Source organism: Stutzerimonas stutzeri, from assembly GCF_009789555.1.
Classification (GTDB): domain Bacteria; phylum Pseudomonadota; class Gammaproteobacteria; order Pseudomonadales; family Pseudomonadaceae; genus Stutzerimonas; species Stutzerimonas stutzeri_R.
In genome coordinates, this window is record NZ_CP046902.1 from 2,364,791 (window position 1) to 2,386,373 (window position 21,583).

Consider the following 21,583-nt stretch of genomic DNA (forward strand, 5'->3'; position numbering starts at 1 on the left):
TGTGCGGCCCGGTTTATCGTTGGCGCTTCGTCACTTGCGAATACGAGAGCCAACCATGCGGCGTGTCGATTTCGTTACCCTGCGCCTCTTCGTGGCCGTTGCCGATGAGCGCAGCCTGACCCGTGCCGCCGAGCGCGAGCACCTGGCACTCGCGGCGGTCAGCAAGCGCATCAGCGACCTGGAGGGGCAGCTCGGCGTCAGCCTGCTGTACCGTCAGCCCAAGGGCGTTGAACTCACGCCCGCCGGCCATGCGCTGTTGCACCACGCACGCAATCTGCTCGATGGCCTGCAGCAGATGGACGCCGATCTCAGCGAGTTCAGCCAAGGTGTGAAAGGGCATGTACGTATCCATGCCAACACCTCGGCGGTCATCGAGTTCCTGCCTGAAGATTTGAGCGCCTTCGCGCGCCTGCACCCCGAGGTGAAGATCGATCTGGAAGAGCGCGTCAGCAACGATACGCTGCGTGCGCTGCGGGAGGGGCTGACCGACATTGGTATTTTCGCCGGGCACATGCCGGCCGACGATCTGCAGGTGTTCGGTTATCGCGAAGACACGCTTGTGCTCGTCACGCCCCGTGAGCATCCCCTGGCGTCGCTCAAGCGGATCGCCCTGCGCGACGCCGCCGGTTTCGATTTCATCGGTCTGCAGCAGGACGCGTCGTTGCATGTACTGCTGCACCAATCGGCGCAGCAAATGGGCACGTCCTTGCGATTGCGGATTCAGGTGCGCAGCTTCGAGGCGATCTGCCGGATGATCCACACCGGCATGGGTATCGGGGTATTACCCGAGCAAGTGGTGCGCAACTATCTGCCGGCGCTGGATGTTGCGATCGTCCCGCTCACCGATCCGTGGGCGCGACGCGAACTGAAGATCGGCGTGCGCAACCTTGAAAGCCTTTCTGTCACGGCGCGGCAGTTGCTGGAGCACCTCACGGCTCGCGAAGGCAATCGGTGAAAACAGCCTGTAGACCGCATGGTTTCGTCCAGGCCTTCGCGAGCAACGAAGCCTCGCTTGCTCAAATATGAATGTCAGTGAGAAACGGCGCCGGAGTAGAGTCGAGCCAGCTACATGGCTCACACAACTACAAAACGGAGCTTCTCCATGGCACGACTTACCCGTGGTATCACTCATCTGCTTGCCGCTTCGGCCCTGTTCAGCGTGTTCGCCGCCCAGGCGGCCGATCCGATCCTGATCAAGTTTTCCCATATCACCGCTGACAGCACACCCAAGGGGCAGGGCGCCCTGATGTTCAAGAAGCTGGTCGAGGAGCGCCTGGCGGACCAGGTCGAGGTGCAGGTTTACGCCAACTCCTCGCTGTACGGTGATGGCAAGGAAATGGAAGCGCTGTTGCTGAACCAGGTGCAGATGCTGGCGCCTGCACCGTCGAAACTGGAGCAGTACACCAAGCAACTGCAGTTATTCGACATGATGTTCCTTTTCGATGACATGGCGGCGGCGCAGCGCTTCCAGCAGTCCGAGCAGGGCAAGTCCATGCTCAAGTCGATGGAAGACAAGGGCATCACCGGGCTGGCCTATTGGCTCAATGGCATGCGTCAGTTCACGGCCAACAAGCCGTTGCGCGAACCGAGCGATGCGCGCGGGCTGAAATTCCGCGTACAGCCGTCGGACCTGCAAGCCGCCCAGTACACGGCCTTGCGTGCAGTGCCGCGTAAAATGGCGTTTGCCGAAATCTACCAGGGACTGCAAACCGGCGTGGTCAACGCTCAGGACAACCCGTGGTCGAACATCTACAGCCAGAAGTACTACGAAGTGCAGCAGTACATGACCGAATCCAATCATGGCATCGGTAATTACCTGCTGATCACCAACACGCAGTTCTGGAACGGCTTGCCAGCCCCGGTGCGTAGCGAACTCGAGCAGATCATCGATGAAGTCACCACCGAGGTGAACCGCCAGGCTGAGGCGCTGAACGATAAGGCCAAGCAGAACATCATCGATACCGGCAAGAGCGAAATCCTGGTGCTGACCGAAGAGCAGCGCAGCGCCTGGCGCGACGCGGTTCGTCCGGCCTGGAAGAAGTTCGAGGCGGAAATCGGGCCCGATCTGATCAAGGCGGCCGAAGCGGCGAACCAGACACAATAGGTTCGGCGCTGCCTGACGGTTCGCTTGTTGTGCGAGGCGCGCCTCGCACCGCTTTTTTGTGGGAGCCCCAACGGACCCAACAGACCCGAGCCTCGCCGCTTTTTTTTGTGGGAGGCGCGCCTCGCGGCGAAGGGGACTTTCCGCCGGCTCCGCGGCCAAGCGATTCGCCCCGAGGGCGGGCCTCCCACAAAAGCGGGCGCAGCGTTTCCCCAATAGACCCGAACCCTCGCACCGCTTTTCTGTGAGAGCCAACAAAGCCGAGCCCTCGCACCATTCTTTCTTGTGGGAGGCGCGCCTCGCGGCGAAAAGGACTTTGCACCGACTCCACGGCCCAGCGATTCGCCCCGAGGGCGGGCCTCCCACAAAAGCGGACGCAGCGTTTCCCCAATAGACCCGAGCCTCGCACCGCTTTTTTCTGGGAGCCCCAACAAAGCCGAGCCTCGCCGCTTTTTTTTGTGGGAGGCGCGCCTCGCGGCGAAGGGACTTTCCGCCGGCTCCCCGCCGAGGCGATTCGCCCCGAGGGCGGGCCTCCCACAAAAGCGGGCGCAGCGTTTCCCCGACAGACCCGAGCCTCCACACCATTCTTGCTTGTGGGAGGCGCGCCTCGCGGCGAAGGGACTTTCCGCCGGCTCCGCGGCCAGGCGATTCGCCCCGAGGGCGGGCCTCCCACAAAAGCGGGCGCAGCGTTTCCCCGACAGACCCGAGCCTTCGCACCGCTTTTCTGTGACAGCCCCGACAGACCCGAGCCCTCGCACCGCTTTCTTTGTGGGAGCCTCAACAAAGCCGAGCCTTCACACCATTCTTGCTTGTGGGAGGCGCGCCTCGCGGCGAAGGGACTTTCCGCCGGCTCCGCGGTCAGGCGATTCGCCCCGAGGGCGGGCCTCCCACAAAAGCGGGCGCAGCGTTGCCCTAATAGACCCGAGCCTTCGCACCGCTTTTCTGTGAGAGCCCCAACGGACCCAGGCCCTCGCACCGCTTTTTTGTGGGAGCCCCAACAAAGCCGATCCCTCGCACCATTCTTTCTTGTGGAAGGCGGGCCTCCTACCGATTGTCTGGCAGAAGCGCTACGGTGGGCTGGGTGCTCTGGACGCGCGCCAGCCGCTTGAGCGCTTCGTTCACTGAGCGGCGGTCGTGCGGGTTGTCGATGTTTGCGTGGGCCTCGTCGCGTATCGCATGGATTTCACCATGAAGCGCCTCCCGTTGTGCCTTGCTCGGGTCGCCGTGCAGGGCGTTCTTCATGCATTGCAACAAGGTAATCAAGACCTGTGGGTCGTGGGCTCCATAAATGCGAATCGGCGCGATGACGGTCTGTAGCACGCGCTTCATGCCGGGTTGTGGATAGAACAGGCGCGGCCGATCGCTATCGACGCAGCCGATGTCATAAGGCCTCAAGCCACCGAGCCTTTTCAGCAGCACGCCGATCAGGTTCACGGCCCGTGTCGCCGTGCCCGGGTCGTTGATGGCCGGGCTGATGGCCTTGACCGCTATCTCCGAGATTTGCCGCAAGCCGTAGGCAACGTTCTCGCCGGCGAACTCCTTGTCGTGGAAGTCGAAACAATCCAGGGCTTCGGCGGCTTCCTTTTCGTTCAATGGCTCGCTGAACTTGATCAGGGGGTGCCCCTCGATGAGGAAGAACCCCGGCTCCACCTGGACCATGGCGATCAGGTCGCGCTTGCGCAGCAGCTTGCCCAGGCGCCGTTCGTTCACGTCGCGCAGGTAGCCTGGACGGGCTGCGGGCAGGCACCACCAGTCGGTGGCGTCGGGAATCTCGTGGACCCCGGCCATGCGCCGCCGGCGGCTGGCCAGATTGGCCGATGCGCCGTTATAGAGCTCGCTGAGGATCCAGTCGACCTGGATCGACTGCGACACCGAGCGGATGAACACGACGAACAGGGCCATGCACAGCATGCCGAACAGCACGGCGAGCGCCAACCCGAGGGCGGGGACGCTGGCCGGATCATTCTTGTTCAGGGTGCCGATCATCAGCAGGTAATAGACGATGCTGCCCAGGTAAATGCCCAGAATCACCTGATTGCGCGTGTCGCTGACCAGGCCGGGGAGAACGCGCGGGGACAGGCGCGCCGCGGCACCGTTGAGCACGACCATCACCATGGAAAAGCTGAACACGGTGAGCGAGATGATGCCGGTGATCAGCGTTCCGAGGATCTCACGGCTGTTATCGGCGTCGAGCAGTCCGGCTGGCAGGTCGTCGCGCAGCGTTTCGGCCAGCGAGGTGGATTCGAACAGCAGCACCAGCGCGGCCACCGCGACGTAGAGGGCGGGTATCAGGACCGGATAGAAGGCAATGCTTTCCTTGATGCGTGTGACGACACGAAAGAACACGTTGGCTGGATCAGACATCCTCGAACCCCGAGATGACGGGCACAGGCCCTGGCCTCTCTATGACCACAAGGGGCGCCGAAGTACGCCTCGGCGTGAGCGTCTATGCTTAGGTGAATCGGTTCTCGATGGCCGCAAGCCAGCGGAACGCTTTGACCCCGCGCTGCTCGAACGTGAAGCCGCCAGGCGTTTGGTTTGATTCGTATGGTTCGCCTGTGGGGCAGGAGTATTCGAAACGAAAACAAGACCGACGAGTGAGGTAATTGTCCATGACTGCTGCGTCCCTGTATCCCGTGAAACCGGAAGTTGCGGCTCGGTCGCTGACCGACGAGGCCGCCTACAAAGCCATGTATCAACAATCGGTGGTCAACCCAGACGGCTTCTGGCGTGAGCAGGCGGAGCGGATCGACTGGATCAAACCCTTTTCGAGGGTCAAGCAGACCTCCTTTGACGATCATCATGTCGATATCAAGTGGTTTGCCGATGGCACCCTGAACGTGTCGGCCAATTGCCTGGATCGTCACCTGGAAACGCGGGGTGACGAGGTCGCGATCATCTGGGAAGGCGATGATCCGTCGGACCAGCGCAAAATCACCTATCGCGAGTTGCATCACGAGGTCAGCAAATTCGCCAACGCCTTGCGCGGGCAGGATGTCCACAGGGGCGACGTCGTCACCATCTATATGCCGATGATTCCCGAGGTCGCGGTAGCGATGCTGGCGTGTGCGCGCATTGGGGCCATTCACTCGGTGGTATTCGGCGGCTTCTCCCCGGAGGCCCTGGCCGGACGGATCATCGATGGCAGCTCGAAGGTGGTGATCACCGCCGACGAAGGGTTGCGTGGCGGCCGGAAGATCCCGCTGAAATCCAATGTGGACGAGGCGCTGACCAATCCGCAAACCAGCTGCGTACAGAAGATCATTGTGGTGCGCCGTACCGGTGGCGACATCCGGTGGCACCCGCACCGTGATATCTGGTACGACGATCTGATGCGCGTGGCCGGCGACGTGTGCGCGCCCAAGGAGATGGGCGCGGAGGAGCCGCTGTTCATCCTCTACACCTCGGGCTCAACCGGCAAACCCAAGGGCGTGATGCACACCTCGGGCGGCTACCTGCTTTACGCCGCGCTGACGCACGAGCGCGTCTTCGACTATCGTCCCGGCGAGGTCTACTGGTGCACCGCCGACGTGGGCTGGATCACCGGCCACAGCTACATCATCTATGGGCCGTTGGCCAATGGCGCGACGACGCTGATGTTCGAAGGCGTGCCCAACTATCCCGATGTGACGCGCATCGGCAAGATCATCGACAAGCACAAGGTCAACATCCTGTATACCGCGCCCACGGCGATACGCGCGATGATGGCCGAGGGCAGCGCGGCGATGGAGGGGGCCGATGGTTCGAGCCTGCGCCTGCTCGGCTCCGTCGGTGAGCCGATCAATCCGGAAGCCTGGCATTGGTATTACGAGACCGTCGGAAAATCGCGCTGCCCGATCGTCGACACCTGGTGGCAGACCGAAACGGGCGGCATCCTCATCAGCCCGCTGCCTGGCGCGACCGGGCTGAAACCGGGTTCGGCGACACGGCCGTTCTTCGGCGTGGTGCCGGGGTTGGTGGATAATCTCGGCAATCTGCTCGAAGGCCCGACCGAGGGAAATCTGGTCATCCTCGATTCCTGGCCGGGACAGATGCGCAGTATCTATCGCGACCACGACCGCTTCGTCGATACCTACTTCAAGACCTTCCGCGGCATGTATTTCACCGGAGACGGCGCGCGCCGGGATGAGGACGGTTATTACTGGATCACTGGGCGGGTGGACGATGTACTGAACGTTTCCGGTCACCGCATGGGGACGGCGGAAATCGAGAGCGCGATGGTGGCGCACCGCAAGGTGGCCGAAGCGGCGGTCGTCGGTGTGCCGCATCCGCTCAAGGGCCAGGGTATCTACGTGTACGTGACCCTGCTGGCGGGCGAGGAGCCGTCCGACCAGTTGCGCCAGGAGCTGCAACAGTGGGTGCGCAAGGAGATCGGGCCGATTGCCGTGCCGGATGTGATCCAGTGGGCGCCAGGTTTGCCGAAGACGCGTTCGGGCAAGATCATGCGGCGCATCCTGCGCAAGATCGCCACCGACGAGTACGACGCGCTAGGCGATATCTCGACGCTGGCCGATCCTGGCGTGGTGCCGCAGTTGATCGAAACCCACAAGCAGATGCGCCTGCGTTGAGCTGAGCCCATCCGCGGCGCCCGGCGTTCCGGTCGGGCGCCGCCGCGTCAGCCGTTTGGCACCGCGCTCGGGGCGTCCTGGTTGGCTGCCGGCTTTTCCTGCGGCATGCCGGCCACGGTCAGCTCGGGAAAACTGCCGCCGATGAACTCCACGCTGCGGGTCGGGAAGGCGAACTGCACCTCCATCTCGCGCAGTCCGTCGAGCAGCTGCAGATTGATCTCCTGCTGGGTATCCATGTACGCGTTGTAGTCCGAGACCTGCATGATGTAGACGACCTCGAACGTCAGCTGGCTGTCGTCGAAAGCGAGGAAGTGCGCGCGGTCGAATTTGGCATTGTCCAGGCCGTCGACGATTCGCTTGACCAGCGCCGAAACCTCACGGACCTTAGCCGATGGCGTGTTGTAGGTGATGCCGAACTTGAACACGATGCGCCGTGTGTTCATTCGCTTGTAGTTATGCAGCGTCTGCTTGAGCAGGTCGGCGTTGGCACAGACGATCTGCTCGCCGCTCAGCGCGCGGATGCGTGTGGTCTTCAGGCCGATGTGCTCGATGTTGCCCGCAACGTCGCCGAACACGACGAAGTCGCCGATTTCGAAGGGCTTGTCGACGCCAATCGACAACGAGGCGAAGACGTCACTGAGCAGCGTCTGCACCGCCAGCGCGATGGCGATACCGCCGACGCCGAGGCTGGCGACCATGGCGGTGATATCCACGCCGAGGTTGGCGAGGATCGAAAGCAGCATCATCGTCCAGATGACGATGCGGATCATGATGCCGATGATCGTCGTGGTGACCGGATTGCGCGCTTTGCCGTCGCGATTCAGGCTTTCCATCCACAGGCGAACGGCAGTGTCCATCCACAGCGCGATCTGAAAGGCGAGGGCGATGAACCAGCCATGCGACATGGCCGCTTCCCAGCGATCCGGCAGCTCGACCACTTTCAAGGCGATCAGTACGGAAAGCGCGATCAACAACAAATGGCTGGTGCGGCTGAGCATTTCCGCCGCGATGGCGACGAAGCCGCTGCGTGAGCCTTTGCTCATCTTGCGCAGGCGGTTGGTGATGACCCTCACGAGGGTCTGCAGGACGAGATAGCTGACAAGGGTGACGCCAGTGATTATGGCGATGTTGATCCAAAGCCTTTCGTTCAACACCACATCCCAATTCATCAATTCGAGTCCTCCGGTCTATGCGCGGGCCAGGCGCTGAAGCGGTAGCTCCTTTTTCAGTAGCCACCGCAGCACATTAGTTCCGCGATAAACGAAGGGGGGATGAGGCGGGAGCGGCGCAGCGGATGTGGATCGCCTCGTCAGTGCGACGCAATCACGGCCTTGAGGTCCTGATAGCCGCCCGCGTTGACGACGTGGGTGTAGCCCAGGTCCAGCAGTAGATCCTGGGCGGCGGCCGAGCGACGACCGCTGCGGCAGTAGAGGACGACGGGCGTGTCCTTGTTCGGTGCGACGCTGGCGATGCGCTCGGCCAGATGCTGGGGCTCGATGCGCGTTGCGCCGGGCAGGGCGCCTTCGGCGTATTCCGGCGCCGTGCGAACGTCGATCAGGATGCTGTCGGCGCGTTGCAGGGCGGCCAGGGCGGCTGGCTGATCGATCTCGGCGGCGACCGCACCGGTGGTCATCGCGATCAACATCAAAAACACGCGGTACATAAGCGTTCGCCCCTTATCTCGTCTCGAAGGCTCAGCTTACCAGACGGGTCAGATTGGGCAGGATCAGGATGACCGCCGTGGCGAACAGAATCATGGTGGCCTGTCTGACTTTCTTGTGCTTGAACATGGGCGCGGCCTTTTGTGTTCGGGTGCGAGGTTCGGCTGTTCGGGCAATCCGTCGCGCCTTGCTGGCGACGCTGTTGCCTTTGGTCGATCCGATGCACAGCCGGGGGCGCGGCGACGCAGGTCTGATCCGCTTTACCGTCGTGCGCTCGGCCCGGCAATCGTTCTCCTTGATGGACGTCTCATCTGCTCCAAGCAATATATGAGCCAGCACATACCTGGCCGCCCGCCCGCCGGTAGAAGAGGGCCGCGTTTCGCAAGCGGCGACCTGTTTTCGCCGGGCGTGCCGCGCCTGCGCCGTTGGACCGCTGGTCAGAACGGCCGTATCGCGGCCACGGACAGTCCGATGATGGGGGGCGTGGTCGTCGAACTCGACCGAATGATGGATCGAATGGAAACGTCGACTTCCGGAACGAGCTGGGACGCGGGTGAAAACGGAACATGTCGGTAACGCGCCGAGCTGCGTGCGGCAGCCGTAGCGGAGCCCTTGGCAGGGCGGTGCGTCCAATCCAGAGGCGTTGTGCGCGAGGGGCATTTCCCGGCGTCAGAAACGACAAAGCCCCGATGGTCGGGGCTTCGCGTATTTCGAGTCTGGCGGTGAGGGTGGGATTCGAACCCACGATACGATTTCTCGTATACACACTTTCCAGGCGTGCTCCTTCAACCGCTCGGACACCTCACCGGATCTCGACGGGTTGATGTCCGTCGAGGCGCGCTAATGTAGCCGAACAGCTTACGGATGGCAAAAAGTTTTTTAGTTTTTTCATGCGGTTAAGGGGCCGTTGGAAAACTGGCCAAGCGGTAGTAGCAATGAACCTATCGTTACTCTAGGGTTCCAACCTCTATGGCATCGGTACCCGCTTCAACGCCATCGAACCGAGTGAATATGTAGAGCCGGGAAAGGCTTGATGAAGTTATTCAAAAGCAAGCGTAAGCGGCCGGACGCGGTAGAGGTCGCTACCAAGCGTCGTCTGCACGTCAGTCATCTTGAACTCGGCATGTATATCTGCGAGTTGGATCGACCGTGGCGTCACACCGATTTTCTGTTCCAGGGATTCCCCCTGCTCAAGCTCGAACATATTCAAGCGGTGCGTGAGCGCTGCGACTACGTGTTCGTCGATGACACCCGACGCGTGTCGCTCGACCAGGGCCAGATGATCGCACCTTTGGCAACACCGTTACGCGTGAAGCGTACGATGAGCCGCATTCCGCTTTCGCTTGAAGTGCATGAAGCCCGTGAGGCCTATCGCAGCAGCGCGCTGGTACTGGATCAGGTGCTGCAGGACGTGCAGCAGGGGCGGGCGATCGATACCAAGGCCTGCCAGGCGCTGGTCAAGCGGAACCTGGAAAGCATGCTGCGCAACGAGAGCGCCATGCTGTGGCTGACCCGTCTGAAGTCACAGGACGTCTACACCAGCCTGCACTGTTTGTCCGTGTCGATCCTGGCGATGGGCTTCGGTACGCACCTCGGCCTGCCCGATGAAAAGATAGAGCTGCTGGGTATCGCCGGGCTGTTGCATGATGTGGGCAAGATGAAAATCGACCCGGCGATCCTCAATAAGCCGGGCAAGCTGACCCAGGAGGAGTTCGACCACATCAAGCTCCATCCTGGCTTTGGCTATCAGGCATTGTGCAACCAGGATGACATTCCCGCCGCGGCCGTTCACGCCGCACATGGGCATCATGAGCGGCTGGATGGCAAGGGTTACCCGCAAGGCCTCGCCCAATATCAGATTCCGTTCACGACGCGGGTGGTCACTATCGTCGATGCCTTCGACGCGATCACCAGCCATCGCGCCTATGACGATGCGCGCCCGATCCAGGCAGCCTACGACGTGCTGCGCAGCGGTGCCGGGCAGCAATTCGACGAGGCTCTGGTGCACGAGTTCATCCGTTGGCTCGGTGTGTTTCCGGTGGGCACGCTGGTCGAGCTGCACACCGGTGAGGTCGCGCTGGTACTGGAGAAACACCCGCAGTTGCACTTGCGACCCAAGGTGGTTGTCCTGCGCAATGCCGACAAGCAGCCTTGCGAGCCGCGCTATCTGGACCTGTCCCAGCTGACCGTCGACGCCGATGGAACGCCCTACCGAATACGCAGCGGTATTTCCGACGGCGCCTACGGCCTGTTCATCGCCGATCCGCAATTGCAGACGATTCTGCATCCCGAGCTGCTGGCCGTGCTCGAACTCGAGCCGGATGCCGCCGAGGGCTGAGCGGGCTCGCTTCGGGCCCGTCCGAGGGCTGTTCGATCGACCGATCATGACTTGTCAGTCAGTCACGGCGCTTTACCTGGCGAGTCGCGCTGGGTAACGTCTGGGGACTTCTAACAAGGAATATTCGTCATGAGTGATCTGGTTTCCTACGAACTCGAAGACGGCATCGCCACGCTGACCCTGAACAACGGCAAGGTCAACGCATTGTCTCCGGCGGTATTCGGCGCGCTCAACGCTGCGTTCGACCGTGCCGAGCAGGACCGCGCCGTCGTGATTCTTACCGGCCAGCCGGGAATTCTCTCCGGTGGCTATGACCTCAAGGTGATGACCGCGGGTCCCGAACACGCAATCGCGCTGGTGACTACCGGTTCGACGTTCACCCGGCGGATGCTGGCTCATCCGTTTCCGATCATCGTTGCCTGCCCCGGCCATGCCATCGCCAAGGGCGCGTTCCTGCTGCTGTCGGCGGACTACCGCATTGGCGTCGAAGGTGCCTTCAATATTGGTCTCAACGAAGTGCAGATCGGCATGACGATGCATCACTCCGGCATCGAGGTGGCGCGCGATCGCCTGACCAAACCAGCGTTCCAGCGGTCGGTCATCAATGGGGAGATCTTCAACCCGCCAGCGGCGCTGGACGCCGGATTTTTCGACAGGATCGTTCCGGCAGGCGAGTTGATGGATGTCGCCAGGGCGACCGCAGCGCAGCTGAAAAAGATCAACATGACGGCCCACAAGAACACCAAGCTCAAGGCCCGCAAGAGCCTGCTCGATACCCTGGACCGCGCCATCGTGCTGGATCAGCAACATTCGATCGCGCCCTGAAGAGAATTTTCGCCGGATCGCCCATTCCCGCAGGCCTGCGTTTACACTGCGCTTGCAACGCCCCGCCATGGCGGGGCGTTTTCATTTTCCATTCGTGTCGCATCGCAGGAGAGCCCTGATGTCCGTCCCGCACACCCCGGTAGAACGCGCTGATTTCGACCAGGTCATTGTTCCGACTTTTGCACCCGCTGCTTTCGTTCCGGTGCGCGGCCTGGGTTCGCGAGTATGGGATCAGAGCGGGCGAGAACTGATCGATTTCACCGGCGGCATCGCCGTGAACGTGCTCGGCCATGCCCATCCGGCACTGGTCGCAGCGCTGACCGAGCAAGCGGGCAAGCTCTGGCACATCTCCAACATCTTCACCAACGAGCCGGCGTTGCGGCTGGCGAAGAAGCTGGTCGCCGCGACCTTCGCCGATCGCGCGTTCTTCTGCAATTCGGGCGCCGAAGCCAACGAGGCGGCCTTCAAGCTGGCGCGCCGCTATGCGCACGACAATCACGGCCCGGAGAAATGCGAGATCATCTCCGCGGTGAACAGCTTCCATGGCCGGACGCTGTTTACCGTGACCGTTGGCGGCCAGCCGAAGTACTCGGATGGATTTGGCCCGAAGATTCAGGGTATCAGCCACGTCCCCTACAACGATCTCGATGCGCTCGCTGCCGCCATCTCGGACAAGACCTGCGCCGTGGTGCTGGAGCCGATTCAAGGCGAAAGCGGCGTATTGCCTGCCGATCAGGCGTATCTCGAAGGTGCGCGCAAGCTTTGCGACGAGCACAACGCGCTGCTGATCTTCGATGAAGTCCAGACCGGGATGGGCCGTACCGGTGAGCTGTATGCCTACATGAACTACGGTGTCATGCCGGACATCCTGACCAACGCCAAGAGCCTGGGCGGCGGTTTCCCGATTGGCCTGATGCTGACGACCGAAGAGGTCGCGAAGCACTTTAGCGTCGGTACTCACGGCACCACCTATGGTGGCAACCCATTGGCCTGCGCGGTGGCCGAAGCGGTGGTCGACATCGTCAACACGCCGGAGGTGCTCGACGGCGTCAAGGCGCGGCATGAGCGTTTCAAGCGCGGGCTGCTGGAAATTGGCCAGCGTCATGGGCTGTTCAGTCAGGTACGTGGCATGGGCATGCTGATCGGCTGTGTGCTGGATGAGGCGTGGAAAGGGCGCGCCCGCGAGATATTCGATGCGGCCGAACGAGAAGCGCTGATGATCCTGCAGGCCGGTCCCGATGTGATCCGCCTCGCGCCGAGTCTGATCATCGATGAGGTCGATATCGCCGAGGGCCTGGCCCGCTTCGAGCGCGCGGCCGCAAAACTGACCCAGGCCTGAAGCGAAGGCCGTAAATTCCGGCAAGGACCGCATCGGTCCTGCCGTCTTTCCTTTATCGAGAACCTGACCATGAGCGATAGCCTGCAACTGATCCTGGAAGATGTAGACGGTACCCAACTGGAGACGTCCTGCACCCGTTTTGCCGTCATGTGGCAGGGGCGGGAAGTCTGGATTCAACAGGTCGGCAACAACCAACTGATGATCGGCGTCGACGTGGAAGATGGCGACACGGAGTACGCCAATCTGCTGCTGCGGCCCTTGGCGACCAACCTGGTCAGCCTCGAGCTTGAGATGGAGCCGGTCGAGGCGGCCGAGGACGATCACGTTCATGGACCGGACTGCAACCACGACCACTGAGGTTCGCACGCAGGGGCTTGGCAACCTGCTGCAACTGACGCTTGCCGGACGTGAGCCGGACGAGTGCGTTCAGCTCACCGCGGATGGCGTGATGCTGCGCTGGCTGGGCGAGGGCGCGCTTGAGGTGACGCCGGCGGCTGGTCAGGATACGGGGCTCGATCTGCTGCTGTCGGCTGGCGTGCACGGCTGCGAGACCGTTCCGATCGAGGTGCTCGACCGCCTGGTGCAAGCGATCGGTCGCGGTGACATCCGTCCTCGGGTCCGGCTGCTGCTGCTGTTCTGCAACCCGCCGGCGATGCGCCAGGGCGTGCGCCGTGTAGCCCATGACCTGAATCGGCTGTTCTGCGGCAAGCATGCGCAGGCGCGCGGTGACGAAGCACGTCGCGCGGCGTGGTTGGAAGCGCTGGTGGCAACATTTTTCTGCGACCCGGATCGACGCCGCTGGCACTTCGACCTGCACTCTGCAATGCGCGGGTCGGTGTTGCCCCAGTTCGCCATCTGTCCCTGGGTGGCTGATCGCGAAGTATCCCCGCTCAGCCTGATGCGATTGCGGCATGCGGGGGTCGATGCGGTGCTGTTGCAGGAAAAGCCTTCCGGAACCTTCAGCGCTCATACGGCGACTCGACACGCTGCCGACGCCTTTACCCTCGAGCTGGCCGAAGCGCCTGACGGCGTCTGGCCGGGTTGTCTGTTCGAGTTGCTGCAGGCTGCGAAACACTGGATCGAGGCGACGGAGCCTGTGCCGGCAACGCCGCCACGCCCGCTGCTGAAATTTCGGCTGGCCCGCGAAATCATCAAGGGCAGCGAGCGATTCGCCCTGCGACTGCCGAGCGAGATCGACAACTTCACGCCGCTACCGCCCGGCACGCTGCTCGCGGAGGACGACGGCGTCCGCTGGGTGGCGCACGAGCGGGGCGCACGAATCCTGTTCCCCATGGCCGACGTCGCGATTGGCGAGCGCGCCGGCCTGATCGTTGTGCCTGTGAGCGAATAGAGGCCCGCCCTCGGGTGAAGGGGTTGCCTTGAGCGGGCAAGGCGTCCGCTTTCGCCGCGGGTCGCGCCTCCCACAGGCCAGTGGTGTTGAAGCTGTTGCTATAGGAGGCCCGCCCTCGGGGTGAAGCGTTTGCCTTGAGCGGGTAGGACGCCCGCTTTCGCCGCGGGTCGCACCTCCCAGGCCAGTGGTGTTGTAGCTGTTGTAGGAGGCCCGCCCCCGGGGCGAAGCGTTTGCTGTGAGCGGGCAGGACGCGGCTTTCGCCGCGGGTCGCGCCTCCCACAGGCGAATGGTGTTGTAGCTGTTGTAGGAGGCCCACCCTCGGGGCGCAGCGTTTGCCTTAGGCGGGCAGGACGCCCGCTTTCGCCGCGGGTCGCGCCTCCCACAGGCCAGTGGTGTTGAAGCTGTTGCTGTAGGAGGCCCGCCGTCGGGGCGAGGCGTTTGTCTTGGGCGGGTAGGACGCCCGCTTTCGCCGCGGGTCGCGCCTCCCACAGGCCAGTGGTGTTGTAGCTGTTGCTGTAGGAGGCCCGCCCTCGGGGCGAAGCGTTGCTTTGATCGGCTCAGACGCCGGCTGGTGGGTTGGTGAGCGAATCGTTGCCGGTCACCGTCGCAGTGCCGGTGGCCGCCTGGGCATTGGTTTTCAGGCGTTGGTCATCCGCTTCGCTGCGCTCCAGAGGCATGCTCCGGGAGTTACCTTCGGCCATTTTGGCCTGCTCGTTCACCTCGCACAGCACGCGCTTGGCCTCGCAATGGCCGGTGACGCCTCGGGCAAGCGCCATGCCGCCCATCGCCAGTTGCAACAAGCCGCCCACGCCGCCGCGGCCGATGCCCTTGCCTAGGAAGTACAGCCCGCCCGCAATCGATACCGCGCGCTCCCAGCCATGCACGTTCTGTGAAGCCTGGTTTGATGTCCTGGTCATGGGTAATCACTCCGAAACAGTGGTGTGACAGATGACCCCGGCGCGTGTGGGCCGTTCCGACCGCAAGTCGGCAAACCGCCGTCGTTGGTGTCGACCGTGCGGGGCGCACAGCGCCCCAGCGGGGAAGAGCCTCAGCGTGCCGTCATGGCGAAGACCTTCAGGACGAAGGCGTATTCCAGCGCCACGTCCTTGAGCGCCTGATAACGACCGCTCATGCCGCCATGCCCGGCGCCGAATTCGGTCTTGAGCAGCAGCAGATTATCGTCGGTCTTGCTTGCGCGCAGCTTGGCGACCCATTTGGCCGCTTCCCAATACTGCACGCGGCTGTCGTTGTAGCCGGCCACTGCAAGGATCGCCGGGTAGGGCTGGTTGCGCACGTTTTCGTACGGGGCGTACGCCTTGATGCGCGCATGCACGTCGGACTGGTTCGGGTCGCCCCACTCGTCGTACTCGGTCACCGTCAATGGCAGATCGGCGTTGAGCATGGTGTTCAGCACGTCGACGAAGGGCACCTCGGCAATCGCCGCACCGAACAGGTCCGGTCGCAAATTGAGCACGGCACCGATCAGCAGGCCGCCGGCGCTGCCGCCGCTGATGGCCAGCCGGGCGGGTTCGGTATAGCCGTCGGTGATCAGTGTCTCGGCGCAGGCGATGAAGTCGTTGAAGGTGTTGGGTTTGTGCTCCAGTTTGCCGGCGCGGTACCAGGCCTCGCCCAGGTCGCCGCCGCCGCGTACGTGGGCGATGGCAAAAATGAAACCCCGGTCGAGCAACGACAGGCGTGCGTGGGAAAACCAGGGGTCCAGGCTGTGGCCATACGCGCCGTAGCCATACAGGTAGAGCGGCGCGGGCTGGCCGAAACACTCGCGGCGACCGACCAGGCTGATGGGCACCTGCGTGCCGTCTGCGGCCGTCGCCCAGATGCGCCGACTCTCGTAGGCATCGGCGTCGAAGGGGCCCTCCACCGGGGTTTCCTTGAGCACGCGCTGTTCGCCGTCGGCGAGCTTGAGTTGGCGAATCTGTGCGGGACGGTTCAGCGCCTCGTAGCGCAGGCGAATCACCGGGCTCTCGAACTCAAGCGTGTTGTGGACGTGCAGGCTGTAGGCGGCGTCCGGGAGTTGCAGTCGGTAGGGCGCGCCAGCGTCTGGGCGCACCTCGATGATCGGCAGCCCGGCTTCGCGCAGGGTCAACGTAATGGCGTCGGCGTTCAAGCTGACGTCTTCGAGCATCACCGAATCGCGGTGGCCGATCAGCTCGCGCCAGTGCTCGCGTTGCGGCGTGGCCTCCGGTGCCTGGTACAGCGCGAAATTGATACCGGCCTGGTTGCTGCGTACCAGCCAGCACCATTGCCCGTCGAGCAGGCCGTGGTCGGGGAAGTATTCATGGTCCTCCTGGCGCGGCGCCAGGCATATCCAGCGGCCTTCCGGCTCGTCCGCCGAGAGGACCCAGGCTTCGCTGGTGGTCTTGCTGTTGGACAGAATCACCAGTTGCCGTTCGCTGCTGGCGCGGTAGCAATGGACGAAGTAGCGACCGTCCGGATCGTGATAGACCTCGGTGCGGCCGCTCTCACCCAGGCGATGCCGAAAGATCTTGTGCGGACGGTGGGTGTCGTCCAGTTCGCCGAAGAACAGGGTCTGGTGGTCGTTGGCCCAGGTCATGCTGCCGTCGCAGTTCTCGAATGGGAGGGCCGTGACGTCGCCGGTGGCCAGGTCTTTGACGAACAGCTGGTAGATTTCGTTGCCCTGGGTATCGAGGCTGTAGGCCAGTTTGCCGTGGTCCTGGCTGACGCTGAAAGCGCCCAGTGACAGGAATCCGCCGGCGGCCAGTTCGTTGGGATCGAGCAACAGTTGTTCGGCGCGTTCGTCCACGGTGAAGGAGCCGTCCGCAGGCCGTGGGCATCTGTAATGACGCGGATACTCATCGCCTGCGGTGGTGCGCTGGTAATAAAGCCAGGGGCCCCAGGGTGAAGGCAGCGACAGGTCAGTTTCGCGGATGCGGCCCTTGATCTCCTGGAACAGCGTCTCTCGAAGCTCGAGCTGATCGGCCAGTCGATCGTCCAGATACGCGTTTTCAGCCTTCAGGTAATCGAGCACCTCGGGGGCGTCGCGGTTCTCCAGCCACTTGTACGGGTCCTGGCCTGTGTCGACGCGGGCAATGGGGGCAGACATGCATAACTCCTGAAAGGCGGCGCGCACTGGCGCAGCTGGACGAGGTTGGAACAGGCGCCGAGTGTACTAGGTGCTCGTCAGTGTGTGACGGCGGGAAAGCGATCCGGGTTCATCGCTCGGGTGCGGGCGATCACCTGCGTGAATGGCGATCGATGGGGCTGAGCGATGCCCGTCATGCTGCAACATGACGGGCCTTGGCTAGGCTTAGTGATCGGATTGCAGGTGAGCCCCTTCGACTACCCGGCCAGCCGATTGACAATGCATCGCTTTTGCATGAAGGTGTGCTCACCCAAATCAAACGGGCGTATGAATCGAGCGTTTGCCACGCAAATGCCGTCAGCCCGGTTTATCGTGTCGGTGGGTGTCGTTTCACCTGAATCGGTGACGGTCTTCGGGCCGATGACGTGCGACACGTAACGTTCAGCTTCCATACCGTGGAGATCAGTTGATGATTTACGAAGGTAAAGCCATCACGGTTAAGGCTCTTGAGAGCGGCATCGTCGAATTGAATTTCGACCTCAAGGGTGAGTCCGTCAACAAGTTCAATCGCCTCACCCTCAACGACCTGCGCCAGGCAGTCGACGCCATCAAGGCCGACGCTTCGGTCAAGGGCGTGATCGTTACCAGCGGCAAGGACGTGTTCATCGTCGGTGCCGACATCACCGAATTCGTCGACAACTTCAAGCTGTCGGACGAGGAGCTGGTAGCCGGCAACCTCGAAGCGAACAAGATCTTCAGCGACTTCGAAGACCTGGGCGTGCCGACCGTCGCGGCCATCAACGGCATCGCGCTCGGCGGTGGCTTCGAGATGTGCATGGCTGCCGATTACCGCGTCATGTCCAGCAGCGCCAAGGTCGGCCTGCCGGAAGTCAAGCTGGGCATCTACCCAGGCTTTGGCGGGACCGTTCGCCTGCCGCGCCTGATTGGCGTCGATAACGCCGTCGAGTGGATCGCCTCCGGTAAGGAAAACCGTGCCGAAGAGGCGCTCAAGGTTCACGCCGTTGACGCCGTCGTCGCGCCAGAGCAACTGCAAGCCGCCGCGCTGGACCTGGTCAAGCGCGCCATTTCCGGCGAGTTGGACTACAAGGCCAAGCGCCAGCCGAAGCTGGACAAGCTCAAGCTCAATGCCATCGAGCAGATGATGGCGTTCGAAACCTCCAAGGGCTTCGTTGCCGGTCAGGCTGGCCCGAACTATCCGGCGCCGGTCGAAGCGATCAAGACCATCCAGAAAGCCGCCAACTTCGGCCGCGACAAAGCCATCGAAGTCGAGGCCGCGGGCTTCGTCAAACTGGCCAAGACCTCGGTTGCACAGAGCCTGGTTGGGCTGTTCCTGAGCGACCAGGAGCTGAAGAAAAAAGCCAAGGCCTACGACAAGCAGGCGCGTGAGGTGAAGCTCGCGGCCGTGCTCGGTGCCGGCATCATGGGTGGCGGTATCGCTTATCAGTCGGCCGTCAAGGGTACGCCGATCCTGATGAAGGACATCCGTGAAGAAGGCATTCAGATGGGCCTGAACGAGGCGTCCAAGCTGCTCGGCAAGCGTGTCGAGAAAGGCCGTCTGACTCCGGCCAAGATGGCCGAAGCGCTCAATGCCATCCGCCCGACCATGTCCTACGGTGACTTCGGTCACGTCGATATCGTGGTCGAGGCGGTCGTCGAGAACCCGAAGATCAAGCAATCGGTGCTGGCCGAAGTGGAAGGGCTGGTGCGTGACGATGCGATCATCGCGTCCAACACATCGACCATCTCGATCAGTTATCTGGCGCAGGCGCTCAAGCGTCCGGAGAACTTCTGCGGTATGCACTTCTTCAACCCGGTGCACATGATGCCGCTGGTTGAGGTGATCCGCGGCGAGAAAACCAGCGAAACCGCCATCGCCACCACCGTTGCCTATGCCAAGAAGATGGGCAAGAGTCCGGTCGTGGTTAACGATTGCCCGGGCTTCCTGGTCAACCGCGTGCTGTTCCCGTATTTCGGTGGCTTCGCGCGTGTAATTGCCAACGGGGTGGACTTCGTCCGCGCCGACAAGCTGATGGAGAAGTTCGGCTGGCCGATGGGCCCTGCGTACCTGATGGACGTCGTCGGCATGGACACCGGTCATCATGGCCGTGACGTCATGGCCGAGGGTTTCCCGGACCGCATGAAGGACGACACCAGGACGGCGGTCGACGCCATGTATGACGCCAATCGCCTGGGCCAGAAGAACGGCAAGGGCTTCTATGCCTACGAGCTGGACAAGAAGGGCAAGCCGAAGAAAGTGGTCGATCCCGAGGCCTACGAGGTGCTCAAGCCGATCGTGCGCGAACAGCGCGAGCTGAGCGACGAGGACATCATCAACTACATGATGATCCCGCTGTGCCTGGAAACCGTGCGTTGCCTGGAAGACGGGATCGTCGAAACCGCTGCCGAGGCCGATATGGGCCTGATCTACGGGATTGGCTTCCCGCCCTTCCGGGGTGGTGCGCTGCGCTACATCGATTCGATCGGTGTGGCCGAGTTCGTGGCGCTGGCCGACAAGTACGCCGACCTGGGCCCGCTGTACCACCCGACTGCGAAGCTGCGTGAGATGGCTGCCAACGGCCAGCGCTTCTACGGTTAAAAGGCCTTTGAACGCATAGCGAGCGCAGGCGAGGGCGAGACTGATCTCAGCAACGCCCCGCCTGGCGCAGTGGCTTTCAGGGGTTTTCCAAGAGAGGAATAGAGATAAATGAGCCTTAATCCGAGAGACGTCGTCATTGTCGACTTCGGCCGTACCCCGATGGGTCGTTCCAAGGGCGGCATGCACCGCAACACCCGCGCCGAGACCATGTCCGCGCACTTGATCGATGGCTTGTTGGCACGCAATCCGAAGATCGATCCGGCCGAGGTGGAAGATGTGATCTGGGGTTGCGTCAACCAGACCCTGGAGCAGGGCTGGAACATCGCCCGCATGGCGTCGCTGCTGACGCGCATCCCGCACACCAGCGCCGCCCAGACGGTCAGCCGACTCTGCGGGTCATCCATGAGTGCGCTGCATACGGCCGCCCAGGCGATCATGACCGGCAACGGCGATGTGTTCGTCGTCGGCGGTGTCGAGCATATGGGCCACGTCGGCATGATGCACGGTGTCGATCCGAACCCGCAGTTGTCGCTGTACGCCGCCAAGGCGTCGGGCATGATGGGTCTGACCGCCGAAATGCTCGGCAAGATGCATGGCATCACTCGTGAACAGCAGGACGCTTTCGGCGAGCGCTCGCACCGTCTGGCGCACAAGGCGACTGTCGAGGGCCTGTTCAAGGATGAGATCATCCCCATGCAGGGTTACGACGAGAACGGCTTCCTCAAGGTCTTCGACTACGATGAAACCATTCGTCCGGAAACGACCCTCGAGAGCCTGGCGGCCCTCAGGCCGGCATTCAACCCCAAGGGTGGCACCGTGACCGCCGGTACGTCCTCGCAGATCACCGATGGCGCGTCCTGCATGATCGTGATGTCGGCTCAGCGTGCCCAGGACCTGGGTGTCCAGCCGATGGCCGTGATTCGCTCCATGGCGCTGGCCGGTGTCGATCCGGCGATCATGGGTTACGGCCCGGTGCCCGCCACCCAGAAGGCGCTCAAGCGTGCCGGTCTGACCATGGATGACATCGATCACGTCGAGCTCAACGAAGCCTTCGCCGCTCAGGCGCTGCCTGTGCTCAAGGATCTGAAGCTGCTCGACAAAATGGAACAGAAGGTCAACCTGCACGGCGGCGCCATTGCGTTGGGCCATCCGTTTGGTTGCTCCGGAGCGCGTATCTCCGGCACCCTGCTGAACGTGATGAAGCAGAACGGCGGCACCCTGGGCGTGGCCACGATGTGTATCGGCCTGGGCCAAGGTATCACCACGGTGTTCGAACGCGTCTAAGCTGTCCGGTGACACGGAACCGGGGCCTCGTGCCCCGGTTTTTCATTTGTTGGATATGAAGTTATTTCAGAGGCATTTCAGATGCAGGTCACGCCAGGCCGTTATCGTCATTACAAAGGCCCCGAGTATCGGGTATATGCCGTTGCCAGGCATTCCGAAACGGAGGAGCCGGTGGTGTTCTATCAGGCGCTGTACGGGGATTTCGGCCTTTGGGTGCGTCCGTTGTCGATGTTTACCGAAACGGTGGAAGTCGATGGGGAAACGCTTCCTCGTTTCGCACTGATCGAAGCCGAACCCAGCCGTTTTTGAGCGTCCTCAGGGCAGATTGGCTTAACCCTTGCGCTTGACCTCGGCTCGGTCGCCACTATATATAGCGGTGCTTTCGAACCAAGTGAAAGCGATTCCACCTGGCTTCGGTCAACGAAACGCGCGCCGGGC

16 protein-coding genes and 1 tRNA gene are annotated in these 21,583 nt (G+C 62.4%); 11 read left to right on the forward strand and 6 right to left on the reverse strand.

Annotation, left to right across the window (positions count from 1 at the left end; all coding sequences use genetic code 11):
- Positions 1-55 precede the first annotated feature (55 nt).
- Together GQA94_RS11020 and GQA94_RS11025 are read left to right on the forward strand one after the other, a co-directional pair.
- Entirely contained in the window at positions 56-955 is a 900-nt protein-coding gene (locus tag GQA94_RS11020; protein ID WP_158188063.1) for a LysR family transcriptional regulator, read from the forward strand.
- A gap of 147 nt (positions 956-1,102) precedes the next feature.
- Positions 1,103-2,104: a DctP family TRAP transporter solute-binding subunit gene (locus tag GQA94_RS11025; protein WP_158188064.1), complete on the forward strand. Its 1,002-nt coding sequence runs from the start codon at positions 1,103-1,105 to the stop codon at positions 2,102-2,104.
- A 1,041-nt stretch (positions 2,105-3,145) separates the two neighbouring features.
- Here GQA94_RS11025 and GQA94_RS11030 read toward each other — a convergent pair.
- Positions 3,146-4,465 (reverse strand): DUF2254 domain-containing protein, encoded by a 1,320-nt coding sequence (locus tag GQA94_RS11030; RefSeq protein ID WP_158188065.1) that lies wholly within the window; start codon positions 4,463-4,465, stop codon positions 3,146-3,148.
- Between the two features lie 248 nt (positions 4,466-4,713).
- On the opposite strand from GQA94_RS11030, the gene acs reads away from it, so the two are divergent.
- Positions 4,714-6,669, forward strand: coding sequence for an acetate--CoA ligase (gene acs / locus GQA94_RS11035; protein WP_158188066.1), 1,956 nt, complete (start codon positions 4,714-4,716; stop codon positions 6,667-6,669).
- 47 nt (positions 6,670-6,716) lie between these two features.
- Here the strand turns inward: acs and GQA94_RS11040 are convergent, their stop codons facing one another.
- The 3 genes from GQA94_RS11040 to GQA94_RS11050 all read right to left on the reverse strand — a co-directional run bounded on the left by GQA94_RS11040 (position 6,717) and on the right by GQA94_RS11050 (position 9,137).
- Positions 6,717-7,838: a mechanosensitive ion channel family protein gene (locus GQA94_RS11040; protein ID WP_158188067.1), complete on the reverse strand. Its 1,122-nt coding sequence runs from the start codon at positions 7,836-7,838 to the stop codon at positions 6,717-6,719.
- 140 nt (positions 7,839-7,978) lie between these two features.
- Positions 7,979-8,332, reverse strand: coding sequence for a rhodanese-like domain-containing protein (locus tag GQA94_RS11045; RefSeq protein ID WP_158188068.1), 354 nt, complete (start codon positions 8,330-8,332; stop codon positions 7,979-7,981).
- A gap of 715 nt (positions 8,333-9,047) precedes the next feature.
- A tRNA-Ser gene (locus GQA94_RS11050) sits at positions 9,048-9,137 on the reverse strand.
- 226 nt (positions 9,138-9,363) lie between these two features.
- On the opposite strand from GQA94_RS11050, the gene GQA94_RS11055 reads away from it, so the two are divergent.
- The 5 genes from GQA94_RS11055 (at position 9,364) to GQA94_RS11075 (ending at position 14,183) form a co-directional block, all read left to right on the forward strand.
- A complete protein-coding gene (locus GQA94_RS11055; RefSeq protein ID WP_158188069.1) occupies positions 9,364-10,668 on the forward strand; it encodes an HD-GYP domain-containing protein in 1,305 nt (434 codons plus the stop codon).
- A gap of 129 nt (positions 10,669-10,797) precedes the next feature.
- Positions 10,798-11,493 carry a crotonase/enoyl-CoA hydratase family protein gene (locus GQA94_RS11060; RefSeq protein WP_158188070.1) on the forward strand — a complete coding sequence of 232 codons (696 nt, stop codon included), beginning with the start codon at positions 10,798-10,800 and terminating at the stop codon, positions 11,491-11,493.
- Between the two features lie 118 nt (positions 11,494-11,611).
- Entirely contained in the window at positions 11,612-12,832 is a 1,221-nt protein-coding gene (locus tag GQA94_RS11065; RefSeq protein WP_158188071.1) for an aspartate aminotransferase family protein, read from the forward strand.
- Between the two features lie 69 nt (positions 12,833-12,901).
- Positions 12,902-13,189, forward strand: coding sequence for a topoisomerase II (locus tag GQA94_RS11070; RefSeq protein WP_158188072.1), 288 nt, complete (start codon positions 12,902-12,904; stop codon positions 13,187-13,189).
- Positions 13,161-14,183 carry a succinylglutamate desuccinylase gene (locus GQA94_RS11075; protein ID WP_158188073.1) on the forward strand — a complete coding sequence of 341 codons (1,023 nt, stop codon included), beginning with the start codon at positions 13,161-13,163 and terminating at the stop codon, positions 14,181-14,183. Before GQA94_RS11070 ends, GQA94_RS11075 begins: the two co-directional genes overlap by 29 nt.
- Positions 14,184-14,740: 557 nt before the next feature.
- On the opposite strand, the gene GQA94_RS11080 is transcribed toward GQA94_RS11075, so the two are convergent.
- Together GQA94_RS11080 and GQA94_RS11085 are read right to left on the reverse strand one after the other, a co-directional pair.
- Positions 14,741-15,100, reverse strand: a complete 360-nt coding sequence (locus GQA94_RS11080) for a YgaP family membrane protein (protein ID WP_158188074.1) — start codon at positions 15,098-15,100, stop codon at positions 14,741-14,743.
- A gap of 131 nt (positions 15,101-15,231) precedes the next feature.
- Positions 15,232-17,265: a S9 family peptidase gene (locus GQA94_RS11085; protein WP_158188075.1), complete on the reverse strand. Its 2,034-nt coding sequence runs from the start codon at positions 17,263-17,265 to the stop codon at positions 15,232-15,234.
- A gap of 448 nt (positions 17,266-17,713) precedes the next feature.
- Here GQA94_RS11085 and fadB point away from each other — a divergent pair, with 448 nt between their 5' ends.
- From fadB to GQA94_RS11100, 3 genes are all read left to right on the forward strand, one after another.
- Positions 17,714-19,861 (forward strand): fatty acid oxidation complex subunit alpha FadB, encoded by a 2,148-nt coding sequence (gene fadB / locus GQA94_RS11090; protein ID WP_158188076.1) that lies wholly within the window; start codon positions 17,714-17,716, stop codon positions 19,859-19,861.
- Positions 19,862-19,969: 108 nt separating this feature from the next.
- The gene (gene fadA, locus GQA94_RS11095; RefSeq protein ID WP_158188077.1) at positions 19,970-21,145 is read left to right on the forward strand and encodes an acetyl-CoA C-acyltransferase FadA; all 1,176 of its coding nucleotides are present in this window, start codon (positions 19,970-19,972) and stop codon (positions 21,143-21,145) included.
- An 81-nt stretch (positions 21,146-21,226) separates the two neighbouring features.
- Positions 21,227-21,454: a DUF1653 domain-containing protein gene (locus GQA94_RS11100; RefSeq protein ID WP_021210141.1), complete on the forward strand. Its 228-nt coding sequence runs from the start codon at positions 21,227-21,229 to the stop codon at positions 21,452-21,454.
- Positions 21,455-21,583: the final 129 nt, after the last annotated feature.

Bases quoted from the DNA above. Each gene is read 5' to 3' on its own strand.
- fadB (WP_158188076.1), top strand. From the start codon at position 17,714: ATGATTTACGAAGGTAAAGCCATCACGGTTAAGGCTCTTGAGAGCGGC.
- GQA94_RS11025 (WP_158188064.1), top strand. From the start codon at position 1,103: ATGGCACGACTTACCCGTGGTATCACTCATCTGCTTGCCGCTTCGGCC.
- GQA94_RS11055 (WP_158188069.1), top strand. From the start codon at position 9,364: ATGAAGTTATTCAAAAGCAAGCGTAAGCGGCCGGACGCGGTAGAGGTC.
- GQA94_RS11060 (WP_158188070.1), top strand. From the start codon at position 10,798: ATGAGTGATCTGGTTTCCTACGAACTCGAAGACGGCATCGCCACGCTG.
- GQA94_RS11075 (WP_158188073.1), top strand. From the start codon at position 13,161: ATGGACCGGACTGCAACCACGACCACTGAGGTTCGCACGCAGGGGCTT.
- fadA (WP_158188077.1), top strand. From the start codon at position 19,970: ATGAGCCTTAATCCGAGAGACGTCGTCATTGTCGACTTCGGCCGTACC.
- GQA94_RS11080 (WP_158188074.1), bottom strand. From the start codon at position 15,100: ATGACCAGGACATCAAACCAGGCTTCACAGAACGTGCATGGCTGGGAG.
- GQA94_RS11045 (WP_158188068.1), bottom strand. From the start codon at position 8,332: ATGTACCGCGTGTTTTTGATGTTGATCGCGATGACCACCGGTGCGGTC.
- GQA94_RS11070 (WP_158188072.1), top strand. From the start codon at position 12,902: ATGAGCGATAGCCTGCAACTGATCCTGGAAGATGTAGACGGTACCCAA.
- acs (WP_158188066.1), top strand. From the start codon at position 4,714: ATGACTGCTGCGTCCCTGTATCCCGTGAAACCGGAAGTTGCGGCTCGG.
- GQA94_RS11065 (WP_158188071.1), top strand. From the start codon at position 11,612: ATGTCCGTCCCGCACACCCCGGTAGAACGCGCTGATTTCGACCAGGTC.
- GQA94_RS11030 (WP_158188065.1), bottom strand. From the start codon at position 4,465: ATGTCTGATCCAGCCAACGTGTTCTTTCGTGTCGTCACACGCATCAAG.
- GQA94_RS11040 (WP_158188067.1), bottom strand. From the start codon at position 7,838: ATGAATTGGGATGTGGTGTTGAACGAAAGGCTTTGGATCAACATCGCC.
- GQA94_RS11020 (WP_158188063.1), top strand. From the start codon at position 56: ATGCGGCGTGTCGATTTCGTTACCCTGCGCCTCTTCGTGGCCGTTGCC.
- GQA94_RS11100 (WP_021210141.1), top strand. From the start codon at position 21,227: ATGCAGGTCACGCCAGGCCGTTATCGTCATTACAAAGGCCCCGAGTAT.
- GQA94_RS11085 (WP_158188075.1), bottom strand. From the start codon at position 17,265: ATGTCTGCCCCCATTGCCCGCGTCGACACAGGCCAGGACCCGTACAAG.